The sequence below is a fragment of the Ferrovibrio sp. genome, from assembly GCF_036381655.1.
In the GTDB taxonomy this organism is placed as follows: Bacteria; Pseudomonadota; Alphaproteobacteria; order Ferrovibrionales; family Ferrovibrionaceae; genus Ferrovibrio.
This window is the reverse complement of sequence record NZ_DASVCJ010000076.1, coordinates 130,447-148,557: the sequence shown is the minus strand read 5'-3', so window position 1 is coordinate 148,557 and position 18,111 is coordinate 130,447. Positions and strand designations below refer to the sequence as shown.

The following is an 18,111-nucleotide window of genomic DNA, read 5'->3' as shown; positions in this document are numbered from 1 at the left end:
AAATCAATCTCCGATAGCGATGCCTTCGCGGCGTGGATCGGCCGCCCCGATCCAGCCATGCGGACCGCGGACTATACCATGCAGGCCGCTGGTAAATTCCAGCCTTCGCACCTTGTCCCCGAGCTTTTCCAGCGCCGCATCCCAGCTTGCCGGCGCATCCGTCTCGAGTTCGACCGGGCCGTTGCGGCTGCCGAAATGGGGGAGATCGAAAGCCTCCTGCAGGCCGTAGCCTTTGTCCAGCATGAGCCAGATGCTGGTAGTTACGTAATTGATGATGGAACTGCCGCCGGGTGAGCCGATGACGCCATACAGATCGTTGGTGGCATCGAACAGAATGGTTGGCGCCATGGAGCTGCGCGGCCGTTTTCCGGCTTCCACCCGATTGGCGACCGCATGGCCGTCGCGCTCCGGCAGGAAGGAAAAATCCGTGAGTTCATTGTTGAGCAGAAAGCCACTTACCATCAGTCGCGCGCCGAAGGCGCTTTCAATTGTGGTTGTCATCGACAGGGCATTGCCTGCGGCATCGATGATCGAGATATGGCTGGTGCCGGCTTCGGGCAGGCCATAGCCAAAGGGTGGGATTTCGCCGCGGCGGCCCGGCGGATCCCCGGGAGCGGCGATGCCAAGGCTATGGCCCGGCTGGATCAACCTTGCACGCTCGGCCAGATACGCCTTGTCGATCAGGCCATCGACCGGCACCGGCACGAAGTCCGGATCGGCGACATAGGCATTTCTATCGGCGAAAGCGAGCCGCGCCGCCTCCGCGTAGCGGTGGATGTCTGCCGGCGTGATATTGCCGGCTTCGGCCGGCCCAAGGGCCTCGAGGATGCCAAGGATCTGCAGCGTGGCGATTCCGCCCGAGCTCGGCGGACCGAAGCCGCACAGCGTAAACAGGCGAAAGCGGCCGCAGAGCGGCGGGCGCAGTACGGCCCGATACGAGGTCAAGTCGCTGAGCGTCATGTCGCCGGGGTTGCTCGGATGCGCACGAACGGCAGCGACAATCGCCTGAGCGATGGAGCCATGATAGAAGGCATCGGCGCCATCTGCGGCGATCCGGCGGAATGTGTCGGCGAGTGCGGGATTGCGCAGCCGGGCCCCTGTTGCGATGGCCTTGCCGTCATCGTCGTAAAACAATGCCCGCGCCTCAGGGTCACGACGCAAGGCAAAATCGGCGTCCAGCAGTTTGTGCAGGCGAGGGGAGACCAGGAACCCATCCTCAGCCATATGGATAGCCGGCTGGAACAAATCGGCCCAGGGCAGCCGCCCATGCGCCTCATGCGCCATCTCCAACGCCCGCAGCACCCCCGGTACGCCGACCGAGCGGCCGCCCACGACTGCTTCCGCGAAGGGCATGGGTTCGCCATCCGGCTTGAGAAAGCGGTTCGGCTTGGCGGCGGCAGGGGCTGCTTCCCTGCCGTCATAGCTGTACAGCAGGTTCTGCTTGGCGTCCCAATAGAGAATGAAGGCGCCGCCACCGATGCCGGAAGACTGCGGCTCGACCAGATTGAGCACCATCTGCACCGCGATCGCCGCATCCAACGCGCTGCCGCCTTTATGCAGGATATCGAGGCCGGCTTGGGCGGCCAGAGGGTTGGCCGCGACCACCATTTCCCGGCTGGCGGAGACGACTGCCTTGATTTGACGCCCCGATGCCGCTTCCGGTGCCGGCGCAGGCTGCGCCAGGGCCGAGACGGCGGACAGGCACATCGCCGCGAGGGCTAGGGCAGCGCGCTTCATAGATGGGCCAGGAAATCGTCGATCGCCGTCTGCGCCACCGGCTCGTCCAGCATCGGCGCGTGCCCGACATCGGGTACAGTCACCGGCGTCATGCCGGCATGTTCACGCTTCATGCGGACAAGGGTCTCCGCAGAAAGCAGGTCGGAAAGCGCGCCCCGCAGGGTCAGCACCGGCACATTCCTCAAGCCGCGAAACAGCGGCCAGAGATCAGGCACTGGCTCTTTCGACTGCTCGTCCATTGCCCGGGCGATCTTCGGGTCATAGTCAGGCCGTACACCGCCGCGGCGCTTATCCTCCGTAAACGTGGTCTGGGCCAGTTTCAGCCAGCCCGCGGCTTCCATTTTCGGATAGATGCCAGCCCCGCTTTTTTGCCAGGCTGCGGCGGCAGCCTGATAATCGGGGAAGTGGATGTCTGCCCCGAGATCGCTGACGATGCGCTGCTTGCCCAAGGAAGCGATTTCCGGGCCGATATCATTCAGGATGACTCCGACGAGGGATGCAGGATTCGCCGCGCCCATTGCCATCGCGACGAGACCTCCCATCGACGTTCCGAGAACTACCACGCGATGGCATTGCGTCACGACGAGAAGGTGCAGAACGTCGGAGAGATAAACCAGAACCTGATAATTCCGATAATCCGGGTCGTAATCGGAACGCCCCCGGCCACGGAAGTCGAGGGCGATGACCCGCCGGGCTTCCGCATGGCGGCAGGCGATATCGTGAAAATCCTTGCTGTTTCTTGTCAGGCCGGCAAGACAGAGCAGCGGCGGCCGCGGCGAATGGGGATTGCCGTAATCCCGATAGTAGAGCCGTAATCCATCCTGGGCGCGAAAATAGCGTTCGGCATAGTCGGCTGCCGTCATGCCACCCCCAGAATACCCGGAACCTCGGAAAGGTCGTTCAGGATGACATCCGGCGGGTTCGGCAGCCTTTCGCGCGGCTGTCCGGTGCGGTTGATCCAGATCGAGAAAAAGCCAGAACGCTTTCCCGCATGGGCATCCCAGCCGTTGCTGCTGTGGAAGGCAACGGCATCGGCCGGTATTTTCAGGCGATCGGTGACCAGCGTATAGACACGGGGATCGGGTTTGAAGACGCCAATTTCCTCCACTGAAATGACATGATCCAGCAGGTCGGCGACGCCGGCGGTATGGCAAGCAGCCTCCAGCATGGCGGGCGCCCCGTTCGAAAGGATGCCGGTTATTAGCCCGGCCGCCTTGAGTCGTTGCAGCATCGCCGGCACTTCCGGAAAGCAGGCCGCATTGAAATAGAGGTCGAGCAATCGCTGACGCAACGCCGGATCGTTGATTTTGTAATTCTCCAAAACGAAATCAAGCGCATCGGCAGTGACCTGCCAGAAGTCAACATGGGCGCCCGTCAGACTCCGCAGCCAGGAGTAATTGAGTTGCCGGGCGCGCCAAAGTTCTGCCAGGGGGAGCCATACATCACCCAGTTCGTCGCCCAGGGCTCGCGCTGCAGCATTTACGTCGAACAAAGTGCCGTAGGCGTCGAATATGCAAGCCTTGATATTGCGTGGTGCACGGTTCATCGTCGCCTCCGGAATGCGAAAAGATCAGCAGCCAACATTGCAGGCCTGCCGTGGCGCTCCCCTTAAATCGACATACAGCCGATTGATCGGAGTTGGCTCTCTGCTCAGCAGAGCGCGGTATACCTGCACGCTTTCCAGCACACGCTGGACATAGTTCCGGGTTTCGGAAAAAGGAATCAACTCGATCCAGTCGATCACATCGACGGACGGATTCCGCGGGTCGCCCCAATCCTGAATCCAGCGCCGCACCCGGTTTTCGCCAGCGTTGTAGGCAGCCAGAGCCAGTACATAATTGTTGCCCCAATCGTCCAGCAGCGCGTCGAGATAATGGGAGCCGAGCTGCACGTTGTATGCGGCGCTGCCGGTCAGCTTCGCCGGATGGAATCTGAGCTTCAGATCCTTGGACAGGCGCTTCGCCGTAGCCGGCATCAGTTGCATCAGCCCCCGTGCCCCGGCCGATGAGACGGCAAGCTGGTTGAACTCGCTTTCCTGGCGGGCGACGGAAAGCACAAGAGCGGTTTCCGGCGTATTGATGCGCAGCATCGGGTCGACCAGCGGGTAGCTCTCGCGCACCAGGATGATGTTCTGCCTGGCCGAGCGCTTGCTGGCCATCACCGACAAATCCACGCGGCGCAACTCGCGGGCAAATTGGGCGACGAGTTTATGTTCCTCAGGCGTCTTTGCTGTGTGGACCAGCCGCAGGATGAACGGCCTGAGACGATCCTCCTCATCCAGTTCCATGAGAATGCGCGCCGCCCGAACCACTTCCCGCTTCTCGAATTCATGCCGATCCCCGGCTGTGGGATGCGCTTCTGGAGGGAGCTGCAAGGGCTGAAATGGATCCAGAGCATGAGCGGCCAGCTGGCCGTAAAAGGTAGTGCTGTGCTGGGCCGCCCGCGTGTACCACAGCTTGGCGTCCTGCTCATTGCCCAACGCCGTATAGGTCCGTCCAAGCCAGTAGGCCGCACGCGCCACGCTGACGGGATAGCTGACGTTATTGGACAGATTGGTGAAGTGTTTTAAAGCCGTCTGCGGCTCCTGCAGCAGTCGTAAGGCGATCCAACCCGCCAGCCACTCTGCCTCGGCATACGCGGCCCCCCCCTTCAGACCATGTCCCGCCGCCAGCCGGTAGGCTTCCGATATCCGCCCCTCGGCCATTGCCTTGCGGGCCCGGAAACGACGCTCGACCCACCATTTCTCCGCGCGGCCGAGATCGTCGGGCGCGTTGTACAGCATGGCTTCGACGACATCGTCCATGTCATGCCGCCGCTGCCAGCGCAACCGGTCATAAGCCAGCCCGCCATCCTCGCGGAGGGCCGGCGGCAGAGCCGCCACCAGCTTGTCGGCGCCGCGTTCGTTCCTTGCCAGCGCAATCCGGGCGTTAGCGATCTTTCGTGCGTCCGGCGCAAGCCGCGGCAGCATTCGCTTTGCGGCTTCGATATTTTCGTCCCACAACAGCCGATCGACGCGGGCGGCATTGTCCGCATCCGTGAAGCGGTCGCCGAATTCGGACCACAATGCCTTCTCGTCCCGGACTGCGAGATTGCCTTCCACCCAGGCCCGGCGCAGAACGGCAAAGGCCTCGGCGTCCCGGCCTTGCCGGGCCAACGCTTCCCCATACCGCAGCATCCCAAGACCGCTCTGAGGCGGATGGTCCACGAACCAGGCAATAATGCGTTTGTCCCCAACGGAGCCGTCGATACTCTCTTCAGCCCGCCTCAGCAGGGCCTCGCGCGCCGGCCAATCCGGTTTGGCCTCGATAAAGGCGGCAATCTCATCGAAAGAAGCGCCGCTGGCAGGCGTTTGCAGCCAAAGCCAGCGAACCAATTCACTGACGAGCGGTTCCTTGGCGCGGGAGGCGATCCGCCGGGCGGCGTCAAAATGGTTGGCGGCAACCTCTCGCATCGCCTTGATGCCGATTTCGCGGTCGACACTGCTCAGCAGCCGATGCCGCACCGGAACTTCTGTCTTGTCGGGTTTGGCGGGCGGGGTGCCCCGCAGCGGCTTGGCCGCTGGAATGGGAACCGGAGACGCCACGGCGGATAATCGGGCCGCATCCCGCTTCAGGCCGGTACTGGCTTCAGGGGCCGGCTTGTCGTCCGGGACGGGGACAGCCGCCAGGGCCTGCCCCAGGCCAAAAATCAAAACAAACAGTACCCCCCGGATTGTCCGGCCGGCGGTCCTGCTAAGGGCGACAAGGCGGGCTATCGACACGACGAATCTTTCGTGATTGCAAGTAGATGATAGCAGGGCGCACACCGACGCAAAAGCATGGCTTGCTCTTGAAGGGGCAAGCGGGCGCGGGTATGTTCGCCTTCTATCCGATACGGATTTTTGCGCAAAACAAGGAATATACGATGTTCAAGGGCTCGTTCGTCGCGCTGATAACCCCGTTCAAAAAGGGGAGAGTGGACGAGAAAGCATTCGGCGAGCTGGTCGAATGGCAGATCGCCGAGGGCACGCATGGCCTTGTCCCGGTCGGCACCACAGGTGAATCCCCGACGCTCAGCCATGATGAGCATCGGCGCGTGGTTGAAATCTGCATCGAAGCGGCGCACGGGCGGGTGCCGGTCATGGCAGGCACCGGATCGAATTCGACCGACGAGGCGATCGAACTGACCCGCCATGCCCAGGAAGCCGGTGCGGATGCCGCCCTAATCGTGACGCCGTACTACAACAAACCGACCCAGGCCGGATTGTACGCCCATTACAAAGCGATCCATGACGCAACCCGGATCCCGATCTTCATCTATAATATTCCGCCGCGCTGCGTGATCGATATGTCGGTGGAAACCATGGCGGCTCTGTCAAAGCTTCCCCGCATCCGCGGCGTCAAGGACGCGACCGGCGACCTTGTGCGGCCGCTCCGTCAGCGTGCCGCCTCGGGCAGCAAGTTCTGCATGCTGGATGGCGATGACGCAACGGCGATCGCGTTCAATGCCCATGGCGGCTCCGGCTGCATATCGGTGACCGGCAATATTGCCCCCCGGCTGGTGGCGCAGATGCAGGAAGCAAGCCTGAGGGGCGATCACGCCAAGGCTCTGGCCATCCAGGAAAAGCTCATGCCATTGCATACCGCTTTGTTCATCGAGGCGAGCCCGGGACCGGTGAAATTTGCTGCAGAACTGCTCGGTATATGCAGTTCCGAAGTTCGGCTGCCCCTGGTGACACCGACCAAGGAAACCCAGGCCAAAGTGAAGGCTGCGGTCAAGGCCGCGGGCCTGAAGGGACCGAAGGACTCCAGGTCCAAGGCGAAAAAGAAGAAGTAGTTACATGGCACAACAATCGCGCACGGTGGCCGAAAACCGCCGTGCGCGTTTCGATTACCATCTGGATGAGATTTTCGAAGCCGGAGTGGTTCTGCTTGGCTCCGAGGTGAAGAGTCTGCGCGAAGGCCGCGCCAGTCTGCAGGACGCCTATGCCACCGAGCAGGGCGGAGAAATCTGGCTGATCAACTCCCATATCCCCGAGTATCATGGCGCCAACCGGTTCAATCACGAGCCGCGCCGGCAGCGCAAGCTTCTGCTCAAGCACAAGGAAATCGGTAAACTCATCGGGAGCCTGAAGCGCGGTGGGGTGACGCTGGTGCCGTTGAGCATATATTTCAACGAGCGTGGCAAGGCTAAGGTCAAGATCGCCCTGGCACGCGGCAAGAAGTTGCACGATAAGCGCGAAACCGAGAAGGCGCGCGATTGGCAGCGGGAAAAGCACCGGCTGATGCGCGAAAAAGGTTGATCGCGGCGCCGGTCGAGGAGGTTGCGATGAGCGACGACTACAAGCCTGGTCTGATCGGCCAAATCAAGGACAAGCTGATCGCCTCGAAACAGCAATGGGCCAGGGAAGGCCGCCTGCTGACCGGCGAGACAGGCTCATCGGATCGCCGTCGCCTGCCGCCCGGGCAACGTCTGGTGCGGGACTGGCCCATTCTCGATCTCGGCGTTCAGCCGAATATTCTGCTCGATCGCTGGCAACTCACCGCTGGCGGATTGGTTGAGAATCCGGTGAAGCTGACCTGGAACGATTTCCTCGATCAGCCGCAGAGCGACAGCGTTTCCGACATCCATTGCGTGACGGCATGGTCACGCTACGACAATCGCTGGAGCGGCGTGAGGGCGAAGGACTTCCTGAAACTGGTTAGGCCGAAGCCCGAGGCGAAGCATATCGTTTTCCAGTCCTACGATGGCTATGCGACCAATGTCACGCTGGAGATGTTTGCCGCCGACGATGTGCTGCTGGCGCATTCCTGGGAGGGCAATCCGCTGACGCGGGAGCATGGCGGACCGGTGCGGATCGTCATGCCGCAATTCTATTTCTGGAAATCAGCCAAATGGATCAAGCATATCGCGTTTCTTGACCGCGACGCGCCAGGCTACTGGGAGGTGCGCGGCTATCACAATACCGGCGATCCCTGGCAGGAACAGCGCTACGGCTGAGCCGCTCGCCTGGTGAAAGCGGCGATCCGATCAAAGACCGAGTGGAACATCGCCTCGGTCAATCGTCCGGTATTCGTGTTGTAACGCGAGCAATGATAGCTGGAAAATAGGGTGACGCCGCCGGGCAATGGGTTCTCGGCGCCATGTCCGAAGGCCGCCGTGCTGCGCTTGACCTTCATGGCATCCAAAACGGCGACATGGGCGATCTGCCCTAACGCCAAAATGGCCTTCAAACTGCTCAAAGCTTCGATTTCATGCCGGAGGAAATGTGTTACGCAGGTCTTCGTCTCGGCCGGCGTCGGCTTGTTCTCAGGCGGCACGCATTTGACGGCGTTGGTGATACGGCAGCGCACCAGTTGCAAGCCGTCATTCGGATCTGCCCGGAATACGCCTTTGGCAAAGCCGTACTTGATCAATGTGCTGTAGAGCAGATCGCCCGCATAATCGCCGGTGAATGGCCGGCCGGTGCGGTTTGCCCCCTTCAAACCTGGCGCCAGACCGACGACTAGCAGAACCGGATGCGTATCCCCCCAGGGCGGCACTGGCGCGTTGAAGAATGTCGGGAAAGCCGCACGATTGGCGTCGCGAAACGACGTCAGGCGCGGGCAGAGATCGCAATCGCGCCCCGGCAGGGCAGGAATAGTCGACATCTTCGATTACGGATCAGCGCAAATGACGACGCGGATCGGCCGTGTCGATCTCGTCGAAGTCTTCCATCCCCCCGGCGGGGCCGGCCGGCGGCGCCGATTGCTGTCCGGTCTTCAGCGTTGCCTGCAGCCCGGCGCTGCGCGACGCCTCCCTGGCGGCCTGATCGCGCATGATCTTCGGCATCAGATCCTGCAGTTCGATGAAGTTGTCCGCTTGCCGCCGCAGCTCGTCGGCCACCATGGGCGGTTGGGTCTTGGTGGAGCTGACGACACTGACGCGAACTCCCTTGCGCTGCACGGCGTCGACGAGGCGGCGGAAATCGCCATCGCCCGAGAACAGCACGACGTGATCGACATGGGGCGCCATCTCCATCACGTCGATGGCCAGCTCGATATCCATGTTGCCTTTGACCTTCCGGCGCCCCATGGCGTCGGTATATTCCTTCGCCGGTTTGGTCACCATGGTGAAACCGTTGTAATCCAGCCAGTCGATCAGCGGCCGCAACGGCGAATATTCCTGATCTTCGACCAAAGCCGTGTAATAGAATGCCCGCACGAGATGCGCTTCTTTGCGAAACGTCTCGAGCAATCGCCGATAATCGATTTCAAAACCCAGGGTGCGGGCGGCCGAGTAGAGATTGGCACCATCGATGAAGAGCGCAATGCGCTCCTGATTATAAAATTTCATACGGTATTCCCTATGAAGGTATGTCTTGGGTTCAATGACGCTGACGTCGTATGAAAGGATTTCTTAGACGGCGCGGCGCGTAAGGCAAGTGGAAAATGTATGCGGACATGAATGGCATCTACATTGCGTTGGGCGCAAATCTGCCCAGCGTTCATGGCGCGCCAAGAGAAACACTGGAAGCGGCTCTCGCCGCGCTTGCTAAAAGGGGAGTTGCGATCCTGCAGCGCTCGTCCTGGTGGCGCTCCGCGCCTCAGCCGGCATCTGCTCAACCAGACTTCATCAATGGCGCCGCCGAAATCGCTACCGCGCTGGCACCGCGGGATCTGCTCTCGTTGCTCCACCAGGTGGAGGCCGATTTTGGGCGCGTTCGGGGCGAGCGCTGGGCGGCGCGGGTTCTGGATATCGATTTGCTGGACTATCGCGGTATCCGGACGGACGAGGAGGGCATCTGCCTGCCGCATCCACGGCTGCAGGACCGGCTGTTCGTGCTGCTTCCTTTGCAGGAGATCGCCCCGGCCTGGCGGCACCCTGTCAGCGGAGAGACGCTCGACGATCTGCTATATCGCGCAAATCCATTAAAAATCAATAAGTTATGATATTTTCCTAGCCTTTTACACTGCCTTGTGGTGTGCTGCTGGTACTTGCAACCGGGGAAAATCGCCCTTAATAAGCCCCGATTCAGCCGTTTTATATGATTGTTCTCTCTGAGGGTAAGCCATGGCCCGCGTAACCGTTGAAGATTGCGTCCTTAAGATCCCGAACCGCTTCGAGCTGGTGTTGCTGGCGGCGCAGCGCGCCCGCGCCATCTCGTCCGGCGCCAGCCTAACGGTCGACCGGGACAACGATAAGAATCCGGTGGTGGCGTTGCGCGAAATCGCCGACGAAACCGTCGATATTGAGGGCCTGCGTCAACGCATGATCGGCGGCATGCAGAAGCATGTCGAGGTCGATGAGCCTGAGGAAGACAACATGGCGGCGCTCATGCAGTCCGGCGAATGGGCTGGCGTACAGCAGGATACCGAAGATCTTGCTGAGAACATGAGCATCGAGGAAGCCGAAGGCGAGGAAGGCGGCGAAGCAGATATCGCCGAAGAGGAGTAATTCCCGCCATCCGCGACCCCGACGGGCTTGTTCCGGCCCGCATTTCGATGAAAATTAGTGTTCAGGACCAACCGTTTGCCGGATCTGGAAAACGGAACGGAGTGATGCGCCCGCGAGTGATGCGTCAGGTCGAACTGGTTGAGAAGGTTCTCGCTTACGATCCCAATGCGGACGAGGACCTGCTGAACCGCGCCTACGTCTTCTCCATGCGGGCGCATGGTTCACAGAAGCGCGCCTCTGGCGACCCTTATTTTTCCCATCCGGTGGAAGTGGCCGGCATCCTGGCCGGGATGAAGCTGGACTCCACGGCGATCGCCACCGGACTGCTGCACGATACGCTGGAAGACACCGTCGCGACGCCGACCGAAATCGAAAAGAATTTCGGCCCGCAGGTGCTGCGCCTGGTCGACGGCGTCACCAAGCTTTCGCGGATCGAGTTGCAGTCGGACCGCACACGCCAGGCGGAGAATTTCCGCAAGCTGCTGCTGGCGATGTCCAACGACATCCGGGTACTGCTGGTCAAGCTGGCCGATCGTCTGCACAACATGCGGACCTTGCACTTCATCAAGGATGCGGAAAAGCGCCGGCGCATCGCCAAGGAAACCATGGAGATCTTCGTTCCCCTGGCCGACCGTATCGGCATGCAGGAATTGAAGGAGGAGCTGGAAGATCTCGCATTTTCGGAACTGAATACCGATGCGCGCGCCTCGATCATCGCGCGGCTCGATCAGTTGCGCTCCGAAGGCGGGCGCATGGTCGACCGCATCGTAGATCAGTTGAAGCGTACGCTGGCGGAGCAGGGGATCGACGCCTGGGTTTCGGGGCGGGAAAAGCGGCCATTCTCCATCTGGGAGAAGATGCAGCGCAAGAATATCGCCTTCGAGCAGCTGTCCGACATCATGGCTTTCCGTGTCGTCGTCCGTGATGTCGCCACCTGCTATCATGCCCTGGGCATCGTCCATCAGACCTGGCCGTCCGTACCGGGCCGCTTCAAGGACTACATTTCGACGCCGAAGCAGAATGGCTATCGCAGCCTGCATACCACGGTGATCGGCCCGGAAAACAAGCGTATCGAGATTCAGATTCGTACCCAGGAGATGCACGATATCGCCGATCTCGGCGTTGCCGCGCATTGGCAATACAAGCATACCGGCAAGGAAGCGCCGGAGGCGGAAGCGCGCCAATATCGCTGGCTGCGCGAATTGCTGGAAATCCTGGAGCAGACCTCCGATCCGGAAGAATTCCTGGAGCATACCAAGCTCAACATGTTCCAGGATCAGGTCTTCTGTTTCACTCCGAAGGGAGACCTGATCGCTCTGCCCCGGGATGCGACTGTGGTCGATTTTGCCTATGCGGTGCATTCCGATGTGGGCGACACCGCGGTCGGCGCCAAGGTGAATGGCCGCGTCGTGCCCCTGCGCACGGTTTTGCGCAACGGCGATCAGGTGGAAATACTACGTTCGAAGGTGCCGGCGCCGAATCCCACCTGGCTGAACTTTGTCAAATCCGGCCGGGCGAAATCCTGCATCAACCGCTTCATCCGCCAGCAGCAGCGCGGCCAGTATCTCGAACTCGGCAAGGCGATCCTCGCCAAGGCCTTCCGCGAGCACGATTCAGCGCTGTCGGAACGTGTGCTGGAACCTGCGATCAAGGTGCTGAAGCTGCGCGGCGCCGATGACGTGTATGTCGGCGTCGGCGAGGGCAATATCACCGCCAGGCAGGTCATCAATATCGTCTTTCCGGGGCAGAAGGAGGAAACCGCCGACAAGCTGCCGATCATGCCGAGGCTACAGAAGCAGGCGGATCATGGCAAAGGCGGCGGCATTCCGATTCGCGGCCTCATCCCCGGCATGGCCATGCACTTTGCCGGCTGCTGCCACCCCCTTCCGGGCGATCGCATCGTCGGTATCGTCACCACCGGCAAGGGCGTGACCATCCACACCATCGACTGCGACGCCCTGGAACAATTCGCCGATCAGCCGGAACGCTGGCTGGATCTGGCCTGGGATGCGCCAGCGGAAGGGGAAAAGGCGCAGGGCCATGTCGGCCGCGTCAGCCTCGTCATCAACAACGAAACCGGCGCCCTCAGCGCGGTCACAACCATCATTGCCAAACACAAGGGCAATATCACCAATCTGAAGATCACCAATCGCAGCCCGGAGTTCTTCGAGATGTTCGTCGATATCGAGGTCCGCGACGTGAAGCACCTGTCCAACATCATTGCCGCGTTGCGCGCCACGCCGGCGATCAGTTCCGTCGAGCGGGCGCGCGGCTAATTGTTTGCTGAGAGAAGAGACCGAAAACAAAATGACTCGAGACGAAGTGCTGCAACATTACCGCGAGGCCGGCGCCCTGCTGGAAGGACATTTCCTGCTGACATCCGGATTGCATAGTCCGATCTACATGCAGTCGGCCCGCGTCCTGATGTTCCCGCAACGGGCGGAAGCGCTCTGCAAAGCCCTGGCAGAAAGGCTGCGTGCGGCGCTTGGCTCCAGCCCAGTCGACCTGGTCTGCTCGCCAGCGCTCGGCGGCATCGTGGTCGGCTATGAAATGGCGCGGCAATTGGGCGTACCGGCAATCTTCACCGAACGGGTGGATGGCAAGTTTACCTTGCGCCGTGGCTTCGATATTCCGAAAGGTGCCCGGGTTCTGATGGCGGAGGATGTCGTCACGACGGGCAAATCGAGCCGCGAATGCATCGACTGCATCACCCAGAATGGCGGCAAGGTGGTGGCGGCATCCTGCATCGTCGATCGCTCCGATGGCGAGGTCGACCTCGGCGTGCCCTTGTTCAGCCTGTGCGGCTTCAAGGTGCCGGCCTATCGTGAGGACGAGCTGCCACCCGAGTTGCAGAAAATTCCTGCCGTCAAGCCCGGCTCGCGAAATCTGGCTTAGCCCATGAGCAAGCTCCGGCCGCTCCGTCTTGGTGTCAATATCGATCACGTCGCCACGATCCGGAATGCGCGCGGTGGCAAACATCCCGACCCGCTGCGGGCGGCGAAGATTGCCGCGGCGGCGGGGGCCGATGGCATCACCGCCCATCTGCGGGAAGATCGCCGGCATATCTCGGATGCCGATATCGACCGCCTGATGGCAGAGATCGATCTGCCGCTCAATTTGGAGATGGCGGCCACCGACGAGATGCTGGCCATTGCCTTGCGCCATAAGCCGCATGCCGCCTGCATCGTGCCGGAGAAGCGCGAGGAGCGTACAACGGAGGGCGGGCTTGATGCCGCCGGCCAGCGCCAGCATCTTTCGCCCATCGTGCGGCAGCTTTCGGCCGCCGGCATTCGCGTCTCGCTGTTCGTCGAACCTGCACTGGAGCAGCTCGATGCCGCCGAGGCGCTGGGCGCGCCTGTGGTCGAACTGCACACCGGCCGTTATTGCGAGACCAGCGGCGCAGAGCAAGCCGCCGAGCTGGAGCGCATTCGCAAAGCGGCGGCGCACGCCGATGCAATCGGCCTGGAATGCCATGCCGGGCACGGCTTGACCTACGAAACCGTTGCCCCGATTGCGGCGATTCCGACAATCGTTGAATTGAACATCGGACATTTCCTGATCGGCGAGGCGATCTTCGTCGGGCTTGCCGAAGCGATCCGCCAAATGCGCGAACTGATGAACAGCGCAAGGGCCGGGAATAGCTGATGATCATCGGCATCGGCTCCGACCTGATCGACATCCGCCGCATCGAGCGCACGGTTGCCCGATTTGGCGACCGGTTTCTCGATCGTATCTTCACCCCGGTCGAAAAGGCCCGTTCGGAGCGGCGCAGCCTCACGCGCATCGAATCCTACGCCAAGCGTTTCGCCGCCAAAGAGGCATGCTCCAAGGCCCTCGGAACCGGGTTCCGCAAGGGCGTGTTCTGGCGCGACATGGGCGTGGTGAACCTGACGGGCGGCAAGCCCTCCATGTCGCTCACCGGCGGCGCCCTGGCCCGGTTGCAAATGTTGCTGCCAGCAGGGTATGAGGCGCAGATCGATGTCTCACTGACCGACGAACCGCCGATTGCCCAGGCCATCGTCATAATTTCAGCACGCCCGAAAATTACACCGGCCACCGAGTTGCCGGCGGGTGCTTGACATTGCCGATTGGTTGCCGGCTTGATGCTGCCCGGCTGGGGGGAAACCAGACCTAAGGGGTTGATTTATATGGAACAGGAGCACGTGGTGGCGAAGACCAAGCAGCGCAGTGGGGATATCTGGGAAAGCCTCCGCACGCTCGTTTACGCTATTCTGATCGCACTCGGCATCCGCACCTTCGCGTACGAGCCGTTCCATATTCCATCCGAATCCATGCTGCCGACATTGCTGGTCGGCGATTATGTGTTCGTTTCCAAATTCTCCTACGGCTTCAGCCGCTACTCGCTGCTGTTCAGCCCGCCGCTGTTCCACGGCCGTATTCTCGGCTCCGAGCCCAAGCGCGGCGATGTCGTTGTCTTCCGCTGGCCGCGCGATCCGTCGATCGACTACATCAAACGCGTCGTCGGCCTGCCGGGCGATAGGCTGCAGATGCGCGACGGCGTGCTCTACATCAATGGCGAGCCGGTCAAGCGCAAGCGCATCCAGGATTTCGAGCGGCGCGACCGCTTCGGCAATGTGCAGGAACGCATAGAGCAATGGGAAGAGACGCTGCCGAATGGCGTGAGCTTCCACACGCTCAACCTGTTCAATTTCAATGCCGGCGACAATACCGGCGTCTATACGGTCCCGCCGCATCACTTCTTCATGATGGGCGACAATCGGGATAATTCGCAGGACAGCCGCGTGCCGGTCGAATTCGGCGGCGTCGGCTATGTGCCTGAGGAGAATCTCATCGGCCGCGCCGAAATCCGGTGGATTTCGATCGACCCCAGCGCATCGCTGTTCAAGCCGTGGACCTGGTTTGGCGCCTTGCGCTGGAACCGGATGTTTACCGGCATCCACTGAGGCCGGCGTGATCGCTGATATCCGCCACGCCAATCTCGACCAACTGCAGCGGGCTCTCGGCCACCGTTTCGCCGATCCCAGGCTTCTGGAGGAAGCCCTGGTGCATCCGTCGGCGAACCCGCGCCGCAGCCGATCCAAGTCGGCCCGCCAGAAGAACGCCGAGGCTGCGCCGCCGATCCGCGACTATAATCGGCTGGAATTCATCGGCGACCGGGTTTTGGGACTGGTGGTCGCCACCTTGCTGGCCGAACGTTTCCCGCAGGCCGAGGCCGGCGATCTGGCCCTGCGCTATAACGCTCTGGTGAAGCAGGAAAGCCTGGCCCGCTTTGCCCAGTCGCTCGGTCTTGGCGATTTCATCCAGCTTTCGCGCTCGGAACGGGATTCCGGCGGCGCCGGAAAGCCCGCCATTCTTGCCGATGCCTGCGAAGCCGTCGTCGCCGCCCTTTATCTCGATGGCGGCCTTAAGGTCGCCGAGAGTTTCGTGCGGCGTTATATGGAACCCCTGCTGGGCGACTTTGCCGCCGGAGCCACGAAGGACGCCAAAACGGCATTGCAGGAATGGGCTGCGGCCCGCGGTCTTGCGGCGCCCCGTTACGATGTCGTCAGCCAGGAAGGTCCGCCGCACGAGCCGCGTTTCACCGTGTCCGTGCGGCTCGGCGATGGAGAACCCGAAATCGGCCAGGGAGGCTCCAAGCGGGCCGCCGAACAGGAAGCCGCCGGCCGCTTATTGGCCAGATTGCAACGTGCTAAATCGTGATGAGTGAAACAATGAGTACCGCGGAGGCCCCGCATTGCGGCTATGTCGCTATCGTCGGCGCGCCGAATGCCGGCAAATCGACCCTACTGAACCAGCTCGTCGGCAGCAAGGTGTCTATCGTCTCGTCCAAGGTTCAGACGACACGGGCCCGCATCACCGCGATTGCCATGGAAGGGCAGACGCAGATCGTCTTTGTCGACACCCCCGGCATTTTCAAGCCAAAACGCAGGCTCGATAAGGCCATGGTGGCGGCCGCGTGGAGCGGCATTGACGAAGCGGATGCGGTGCTGCTGCTGGTCGATGCTCAGAAAGGCGTCGACGGCGAGGTGCAGGGCATCGTCGAAGCGCTGCAACAGCGGCGGCGGAAAGGCGTCCTTCTCGCGCTCAACAAGATCGACGCCGTCCCTCGGGAAAAGTTGCTGGGTTTGACGAAAACGCTGAACGAGGCGTTCCCGTTCGAGCAAGTATTCATGATCTCGGCCACGACCGGTGACGGCATCGGCGATGTACGGCGGGAATTGGCGAAGCGTATGCCGGCGGGCCCCTGGCTTTATCCCGAGGATCAGCTGGCGGACGTGCCGATGCGGTTTCTCGCCGCGGAAATCACGCGCGAGCAGATTTACCGCGCCCTGCATGACGAATTGCCTTACTCGATTACCGTCGAAACCGAGAACTGGAAGGACCAGAAAGACGGTGCGGCCCGTATCGAACAGGTCATTTTCGTCGAGCGGGACGGACAGAAGAAGATCGTCATCGGCGAAGGCGGGCAGATGATCAAACGGATCGGCGCCTATGCCCGTCAGGAGATGGAAAAGCAGTTCGAGCGGCGCGTCCACCTGTTCCTGTTCGTCAAGGTGCGAAAGGACTGGGGCGAGGATCCGGAACGCTACCAGGCCATGGGGCTGGAATTCCCGAGAGGCTGAGGCTACATCCCGAGCATCAGCAGAAAAGCCGGCATGGTGATGATGGCCAGAATCGTGCTGACCGTGATGATGGCCGCGGAAAGAGGAGCATCCCCGCCCATCTGCCGGGCCAGTATGTAGCTGCTTGAGGCTGAGGGCATGGCGCCCCAAAGCACCAGAACGCGGGTCTCCAAGGGCGGCAGATGCCAGAACCGGCTCAGGGCATACAGCACGACCGGGTAGATCAACAGCTTCAATGCGCAGGACAGCCCGACCGACCGGCCGGCATTCCGCGTCGCCTCCCACTGCAAACCGGCGCCGACAGTCAGCAGTCCCATCGGCGCTGCCATGGCGCCAAGCATCTTGAACACAGGCTCAATGCCGGGCGGCAGCGTCAAATCGAGGCCGTTCAACGCCGCGCCGGTTGCACAGGCGATGATGAGCGGATTCTTGGCCAGGAAAAGCGCCTGGCTGCGCAGGCTGGTGCCATGGCCGTGGGCGCCATAGCGCGCCAAGGTCAGGACGCACATGACGTTGATCACCGGTATCGCCAGCGAAATGGCTACCGCGAAGACGGTGATGCCCGCCTGTCCTTCCAGCGCGGCCACCGCGGCCAAGCCAACGAAGGTGTTGAAGCGTACCGCGCCCTGGAAGATGGACGTAAAGCCCGGGCCGTCCACCTTCACGACGGGCCGAAGAAGATAGACCAGCCCGGCTTGAACGAGCAGCGCAATGAACAGCGCCCCCAGCATCCCCGTCGGATCGATATCGCCGAGCTTGGCTTTGGACAAATTCTCAACCAGTAGAGCCGGGAAGAAGACGTAGTAGGTCATCTTGTCGGCAAGCGGCCAGAATTCGTCGCCGGGAAACTTGGTGCGTTTCATGACGGTCCCGATCGCGATCACCAGGAAGATCGGGACGATGGCTAGAGCGACTGCTTGCATGAGGGCTGTACGGGGACTCGGGCAGGAGGGAAGCCGGCACTCTAGCCGAAGCCGGCGGCCTTCGAAACGTCAACTCGCCAGCAGGATGAGCAGGTCGAGCGCGCGGCCAGCCAGATTGTAGCAGAGGTAGAGTGCGAAGGCCCGAAGAGCTGCGTCCCGCCAGGGGAGGCAGTGACAGGGCCGGGCAGACGCGACAGGCTGATGGAACTGGTCTGACGGCGCGGGTGTTTGTTGTGTCTCCGGCTGCTGTTCCGGGACCCAGAGTTCGGCAACCCGCGTCTGGCGAGGGCCGTAAATCCGGCGCCAGCGGAAAGCTTCGGCTTCGGCGTTTTCCGGGTCCGCATGAGACGCGCGGGGAATCCAGCTATCGGCCAGTCGGGTCAGGACGACATAGCGGGGAACGACGATTTCGGCATGGATTCCCATAACGG

General features: G+C 61.6%; 20 protein-coding genes. 12 read left to right on the top strand and 8 right to left on the bottom strand.

Annotated elements, in window-relative coordinates:
• Positions 1-3: 3 nt before the first annotated feature.
• Genes ggt through VF194_RS17565 form a run of 4 tightly spaced genes read right to left on the bottom strand, consistent with a single transcriptional unit; the run spans position 4 to position 5,497 of the window.
• Complete coding sequence (gene ggt / locus VF194_RS17580; protein ID WP_330892494.1) at positions 4-1,737, bottom strand: gamma-glutamyltransferase; 1,734 nt, start codon at positions 1,735-1,737, stop codon at positions 4-6.
• Positions 1,734-2,600: an alpha/beta hydrolase gene (locus VF194_RS17575; protein ID WP_330892493.1), complete on the bottom strand. Its 867-nt coding sequence runs from the start codon at positions 2,598-2,600 to the stop codon at positions 1,734-1,736. Before VF194_RS17575 ends, ggt begins: the two co-directional genes overlap by 4 nt.
• Positions 2,597-3,283, bottom strand: coding sequence for a haloacid dehalogenase type II (locus VF194_RS17570; protein ID WP_330892492.1), 687 nt, complete (start codon positions 3,281-3,283; stop codon positions 2,597-2,599). Before VF194_RS17570 ends, VF194_RS17575 begins: the two co-directional genes overlap by 4 nt.
• A gap of 24 nt (positions 3,284-3,307) precedes the next feature.
• Positions 3,308-5,497 (bottom strand): lytic transglycosylase domain-containing protein, encoded by a 2,190-nt coding sequence (locus VF194_RS17565; protein WP_330892491.1) that lies wholly within the window; start codon positions 5,495-5,497, stop codon positions 3,308-3,310.
• Positions 5,498-5,640: 143 nt separating this feature from the next.
• On the opposite strand from VF194_RS17565, the gene dapA reads away from it, so the two are divergent.
• From dapA to VF194_RS17550, 3 genes are read left to right on the top strand one after another with little or no spacing between them, the layout of a single operon-like run.
• Positions 5,641-6,552, top strand: a complete 912-nt coding sequence (gene dapA, locus VF194_RS17560) for a 4-hydroxy-tetrahydrodipicolinate synthase (protein ID WP_330892548.1) — start codon at positions 5,641-5,643, stop codon at positions 6,550-6,552.
• 4 nt (positions 6,553-6,556) lie between these two features.
• Positions 6,557-7,018: an SsrA-binding protein SmpB gene (gene smpB, locus VF194_RS17555; protein WP_330892490.1), complete on the top strand. Its 462-nt coding sequence runs from the start codon at positions 6,557-6,559 to the stop codon at positions 7,016-7,018.
• Between the two features lie 26 nt (positions 7,019-7,044).
• Positions 7,045-7,716, top strand: coding sequence for a sulfite oxidase-like oxidoreductase (locus VF194_RS17550; protein ID WP_330892489.1), 672 nt, complete (start codon positions 7,045-7,047; stop codon positions 7,714-7,716).
• On the opposite strand, the gene VF194_RS17545 is transcribed toward VF194_RS17550, so the two are convergent.
• Both VF194_RS17545 and VF194_RS17540 read right to left on the bottom strand, forming a co-directional pair.
• Entirely contained in the window at positions 7,707-8,366 is a 660-nt protein-coding gene (locus VF194_RS17545) for a uracil-DNA glycosylase (RefSeq protein WP_330892488.1), read from the bottom strand. The genes VF194_RS17550 and VF194_RS17545 overlap by 10 nt on opposite strands.
• A 13-nt stretch (positions 8,367-8,379) precedes the next feature.
• The gene (locus tag VF194_RS17540; RefSeq protein ID WP_330892487.1) at positions 8,380-9,051 is read right to left on the bottom strand and encodes an NYN domain-containing protein; all 672 of its coding nucleotides are present in this window, start codon (positions 9,049-9,051) and stop codon (positions 8,380-8,382) included.
• Positions 9,052-9,158: 107 nt separating this feature from the next.
• Here VF194_RS17540 and folK point away from each other — a divergent pair, with 107 nt between their 5' ends.
• The 9 genes from folK to era all read left to right on the top strand — a co-directional run bounded on the left by folK (position 9,159) and on the right by era (position 16,757).
• Complete coding sequence (folK, locus tag VF194_RS17535) at positions 9,159-9,647, top strand: 2-amino-4-hydroxy-6-hydroxymethyldihydropteridine diphosphokinase (protein ID WP_330892486.1); 489 nt, start codon at positions 9,159-9,161, stop codon at positions 9,645-9,647.
• 121 nt (positions 9,648-9,768) lie between these two features.
• The gene (gene rpoZ / locus VF194_RS17530; RefSeq protein WP_330892485.1) at positions 9,769-10,152 is read left to right on the top strand and encodes a DNA-directed RNA polymerase subunit omega; all 384 of its coding nucleotides are present in this window, start codon (positions 9,769-9,771) and stop codon (positions 10,150-10,152) included.
• A 104-nt stretch (positions 10,153-10,256) separates the two neighbouring features.
• The gene (locus VF194_RS17525; protein WP_330892484.1) at positions 10,257-12,428 is read left to right on the top strand and encodes a bifunctional (p)ppGpp synthetase/guanosine-3',5'-bis(diphosphate) 3'-pyrophosphohydrolase; all 2,172 of its coding nucleotides are present in this window, start codon (positions 10,257-10,259) and stop codon (positions 12,426-12,428) included.
• Positions 12,429-12,459: 31 nt separating this feature from the next.
• Positions 12,460-13,047 (top strand): orotate phosphoribosyltransferase, encoded by a 588-nt coding sequence (gene pyrE / locus VF194_RS17520; protein ID WP_330892483.1) that lies wholly within the window; start codon positions 12,460-12,462, stop codon positions 13,045-13,047.
• Positions 13,048-13,050: 3 nt separating this feature from the next.
• Positions 13,051-13,797: a pyridoxine 5'-phosphate synthase gene (locus VF194_RS17515; RefSeq protein WP_330892482.1), complete on the top strand. Its 747-nt coding sequence runs from the start codon at positions 13,051-13,053 to the stop codon at positions 13,795-13,797.
• A complete protein-coding gene (gene acpS / locus VF194_RS17510) occupies positions 13,797-14,231 on the top strand; it encodes a holo-ACP synthase (RefSeq protein WP_330892481.1) in 435 nt (144 codons plus the stop codon). The genes VF194_RS17515 and acpS overlap by 1 nt, the downstream gene beginning before the upstream one ends.
• A 69-nt stretch (positions 14,232-14,300) precedes the next feature.
• Positions 14,301-15,077 carry a signal peptidase I gene (gene lepB, locus VF194_RS17505; RefSeq protein WP_330892480.1) on the top strand — a complete coding sequence of 259 codons (777 nt, stop codon included), beginning with the start codon at positions 14,301-14,303 and terminating at the stop codon, positions 15,075-15,077.
• A 7-nt stretch (positions 15,078-15,084) separates the two neighbouring features.
• The gene (gene rnc / locus VF194_RS17500; RefSeq protein ID WP_330892479.1) at positions 15,085-15,834 is read left to right on the top strand and encodes a ribonuclease III; all 750 of its coding nucleotides are present in this window, start codon (positions 15,085-15,087) and stop codon (positions 15,832-15,834) included.
• A gap of 11 nt (positions 15,835-15,845) precedes the next feature.
• Positions 15,846-16,757, top strand: coding sequence for a GTPase Era (era, locus tag VF194_RS17495; RefSeq protein ID WP_330892478.1), 912 nt, complete (start codon positions 15,846-15,848; stop codon positions 16,755-16,757).
• A 2-nt stretch (positions 16,758-16,759) separates the two neighbouring features.
• On the opposite strand, the gene VF194_RS17490 is transcribed toward era, so the two are convergent.
• Both VF194_RS17490 and VF194_RS17485 read right to left on the bottom strand, forming a co-directional pair.
• A complete protein-coding gene (locus VF194_RS17490) occupies positions 16,760-17,680 on the bottom strand; it encodes an AEC family transporter (protein WP_330892477.1) in 921 nt (306 codons plus the stop codon).
• A gap of 69 nt (positions 17,681-17,749) precedes the next feature.
• On the bottom strand, positions 17,750-18,106 hold the full coding sequence (locus tag VF194_RS17485) for a hypothetical protein (protein WP_330892476.1): 357 nt from the start codon (positions 18,104-18,106) through the stop codon (positions 17,750-17,752).
• Between the last annotated feature and the right edge of the window lie 5 nt (positions 18,107-18,111).

Coding starts and splice junctions, on each gene's coding strand:
- ggt (WP_330892494.1), bottom strand. CDS start 1,737: ATGAAGCGCGCTGCCCTAGCCCTCGCGGCGATGTGCCTGTCCGCCGTC.
- VF194_RS17575 (WP_330892493.1), bottom strand. CDS start 2,600: ATGACGGCAGCCGACTATGCCGAACGCTATTTTCGCGCCCAGGATGGA.
- VF194_RS17570 (WP_330892492.1), bottom strand. CDS start 3,283: ATGAACCGTGCACCACGCAATATCAAGGCTTGCATATTCGACGCCTAC.
- dapA (WP_330892548.1), top strand. CDS start 5,641: ATGTTCAAGGGCTCGTTCGTCGCGCTGATAACCCCGTTCAAAAAGGGG.
- smpB (WP_330892490.1), top strand. CDS start 6,557: ATGGCACAACAATCGCGCACGGTGGCCGAAAACCGCCGTGCGCGTTTC.
- VF194_RS17550 (WP_330892489.1), top strand. CDS start 7,045: ATGAGCGACGACTACAAGCCTGGTCTGATCGGCCAAATCAAGGACAAG.
- VF194_RS17545 (WP_330892488.1), bottom strand. CDS start 8,366: ATGTCGACTATTCCTGCCCTGCCGGGGCGCGATTGCGATCTCTGCCCG.
- VF194_RS17540 (WP_330892487.1), bottom strand. CDS start 9,051: ATGAAATTTTATAATCAGGAGCGCATTGCGCTCTTCATCGATGGTGCC.
- folK (WP_330892486.1), top strand. CDS start 9,159: ATGAATGGCATCTACATTGCGTTGGGCGCAAATCTGCCCAGCGTTCAT.
- rpoZ (WP_330892485.1), top strand. CDS start 9,769: ATGGCCCGCGTAACCGTTGAAGATTGCGTCCTTAAGATCCCGAACCGC.
- VF194_RS17525 (WP_330892484.1), top strand. CDS start 10,257: ATGCGCCCGCGAGTGATGCGTCAGGTCGAACTGGTTGAGAAGGTTCTC.
- pyrE (WP_330892483.1), top strand. CDS start 12,460: ATGACTCGAGACGAAGTGCTGCAACATTACCGCGAGGCCGGCGCCCTG.
- VF194_RS17515 (WP_330892482.1), top strand. CDS start 13,051: ATGAGCAAGCTCCGGCCGCTCCGTCTTGGTGTCAATATCGATCACGTC.
- acpS (WP_330892481.1), top strand. CDS start 13,797: ATGATCATCGGCATCGGCTCCGACCTGATCGACATCCGCCGCATCGAG.
- lepB (WP_330892480.1), top strand. CDS start 14,301: ATGGAACAGGAGCACGTGGTGGCGAAGACCAAGCAGCGCAGTGGGGAT.
- era (WP_330892478.1), top strand. CDS start 15,846: ATGAGTACCGCGGAGGCCCCGCATTGCGGCTATGTCGCTATCGTCGGC.
- VF194_RS17490 (WP_330892477.1), bottom strand. CDS start 17,680: ATGCAAGCAGTCGCTCTAGCCATCGTCCCGATCTTCCTGGTGATCGCG.
- VF194_RS17485 (WP_330892476.1), bottom strand. CDS start 18,106: ATGGGAATCCATGCCGAAATCGTCGTTCCCCGCTATGTCGTCCTGACC.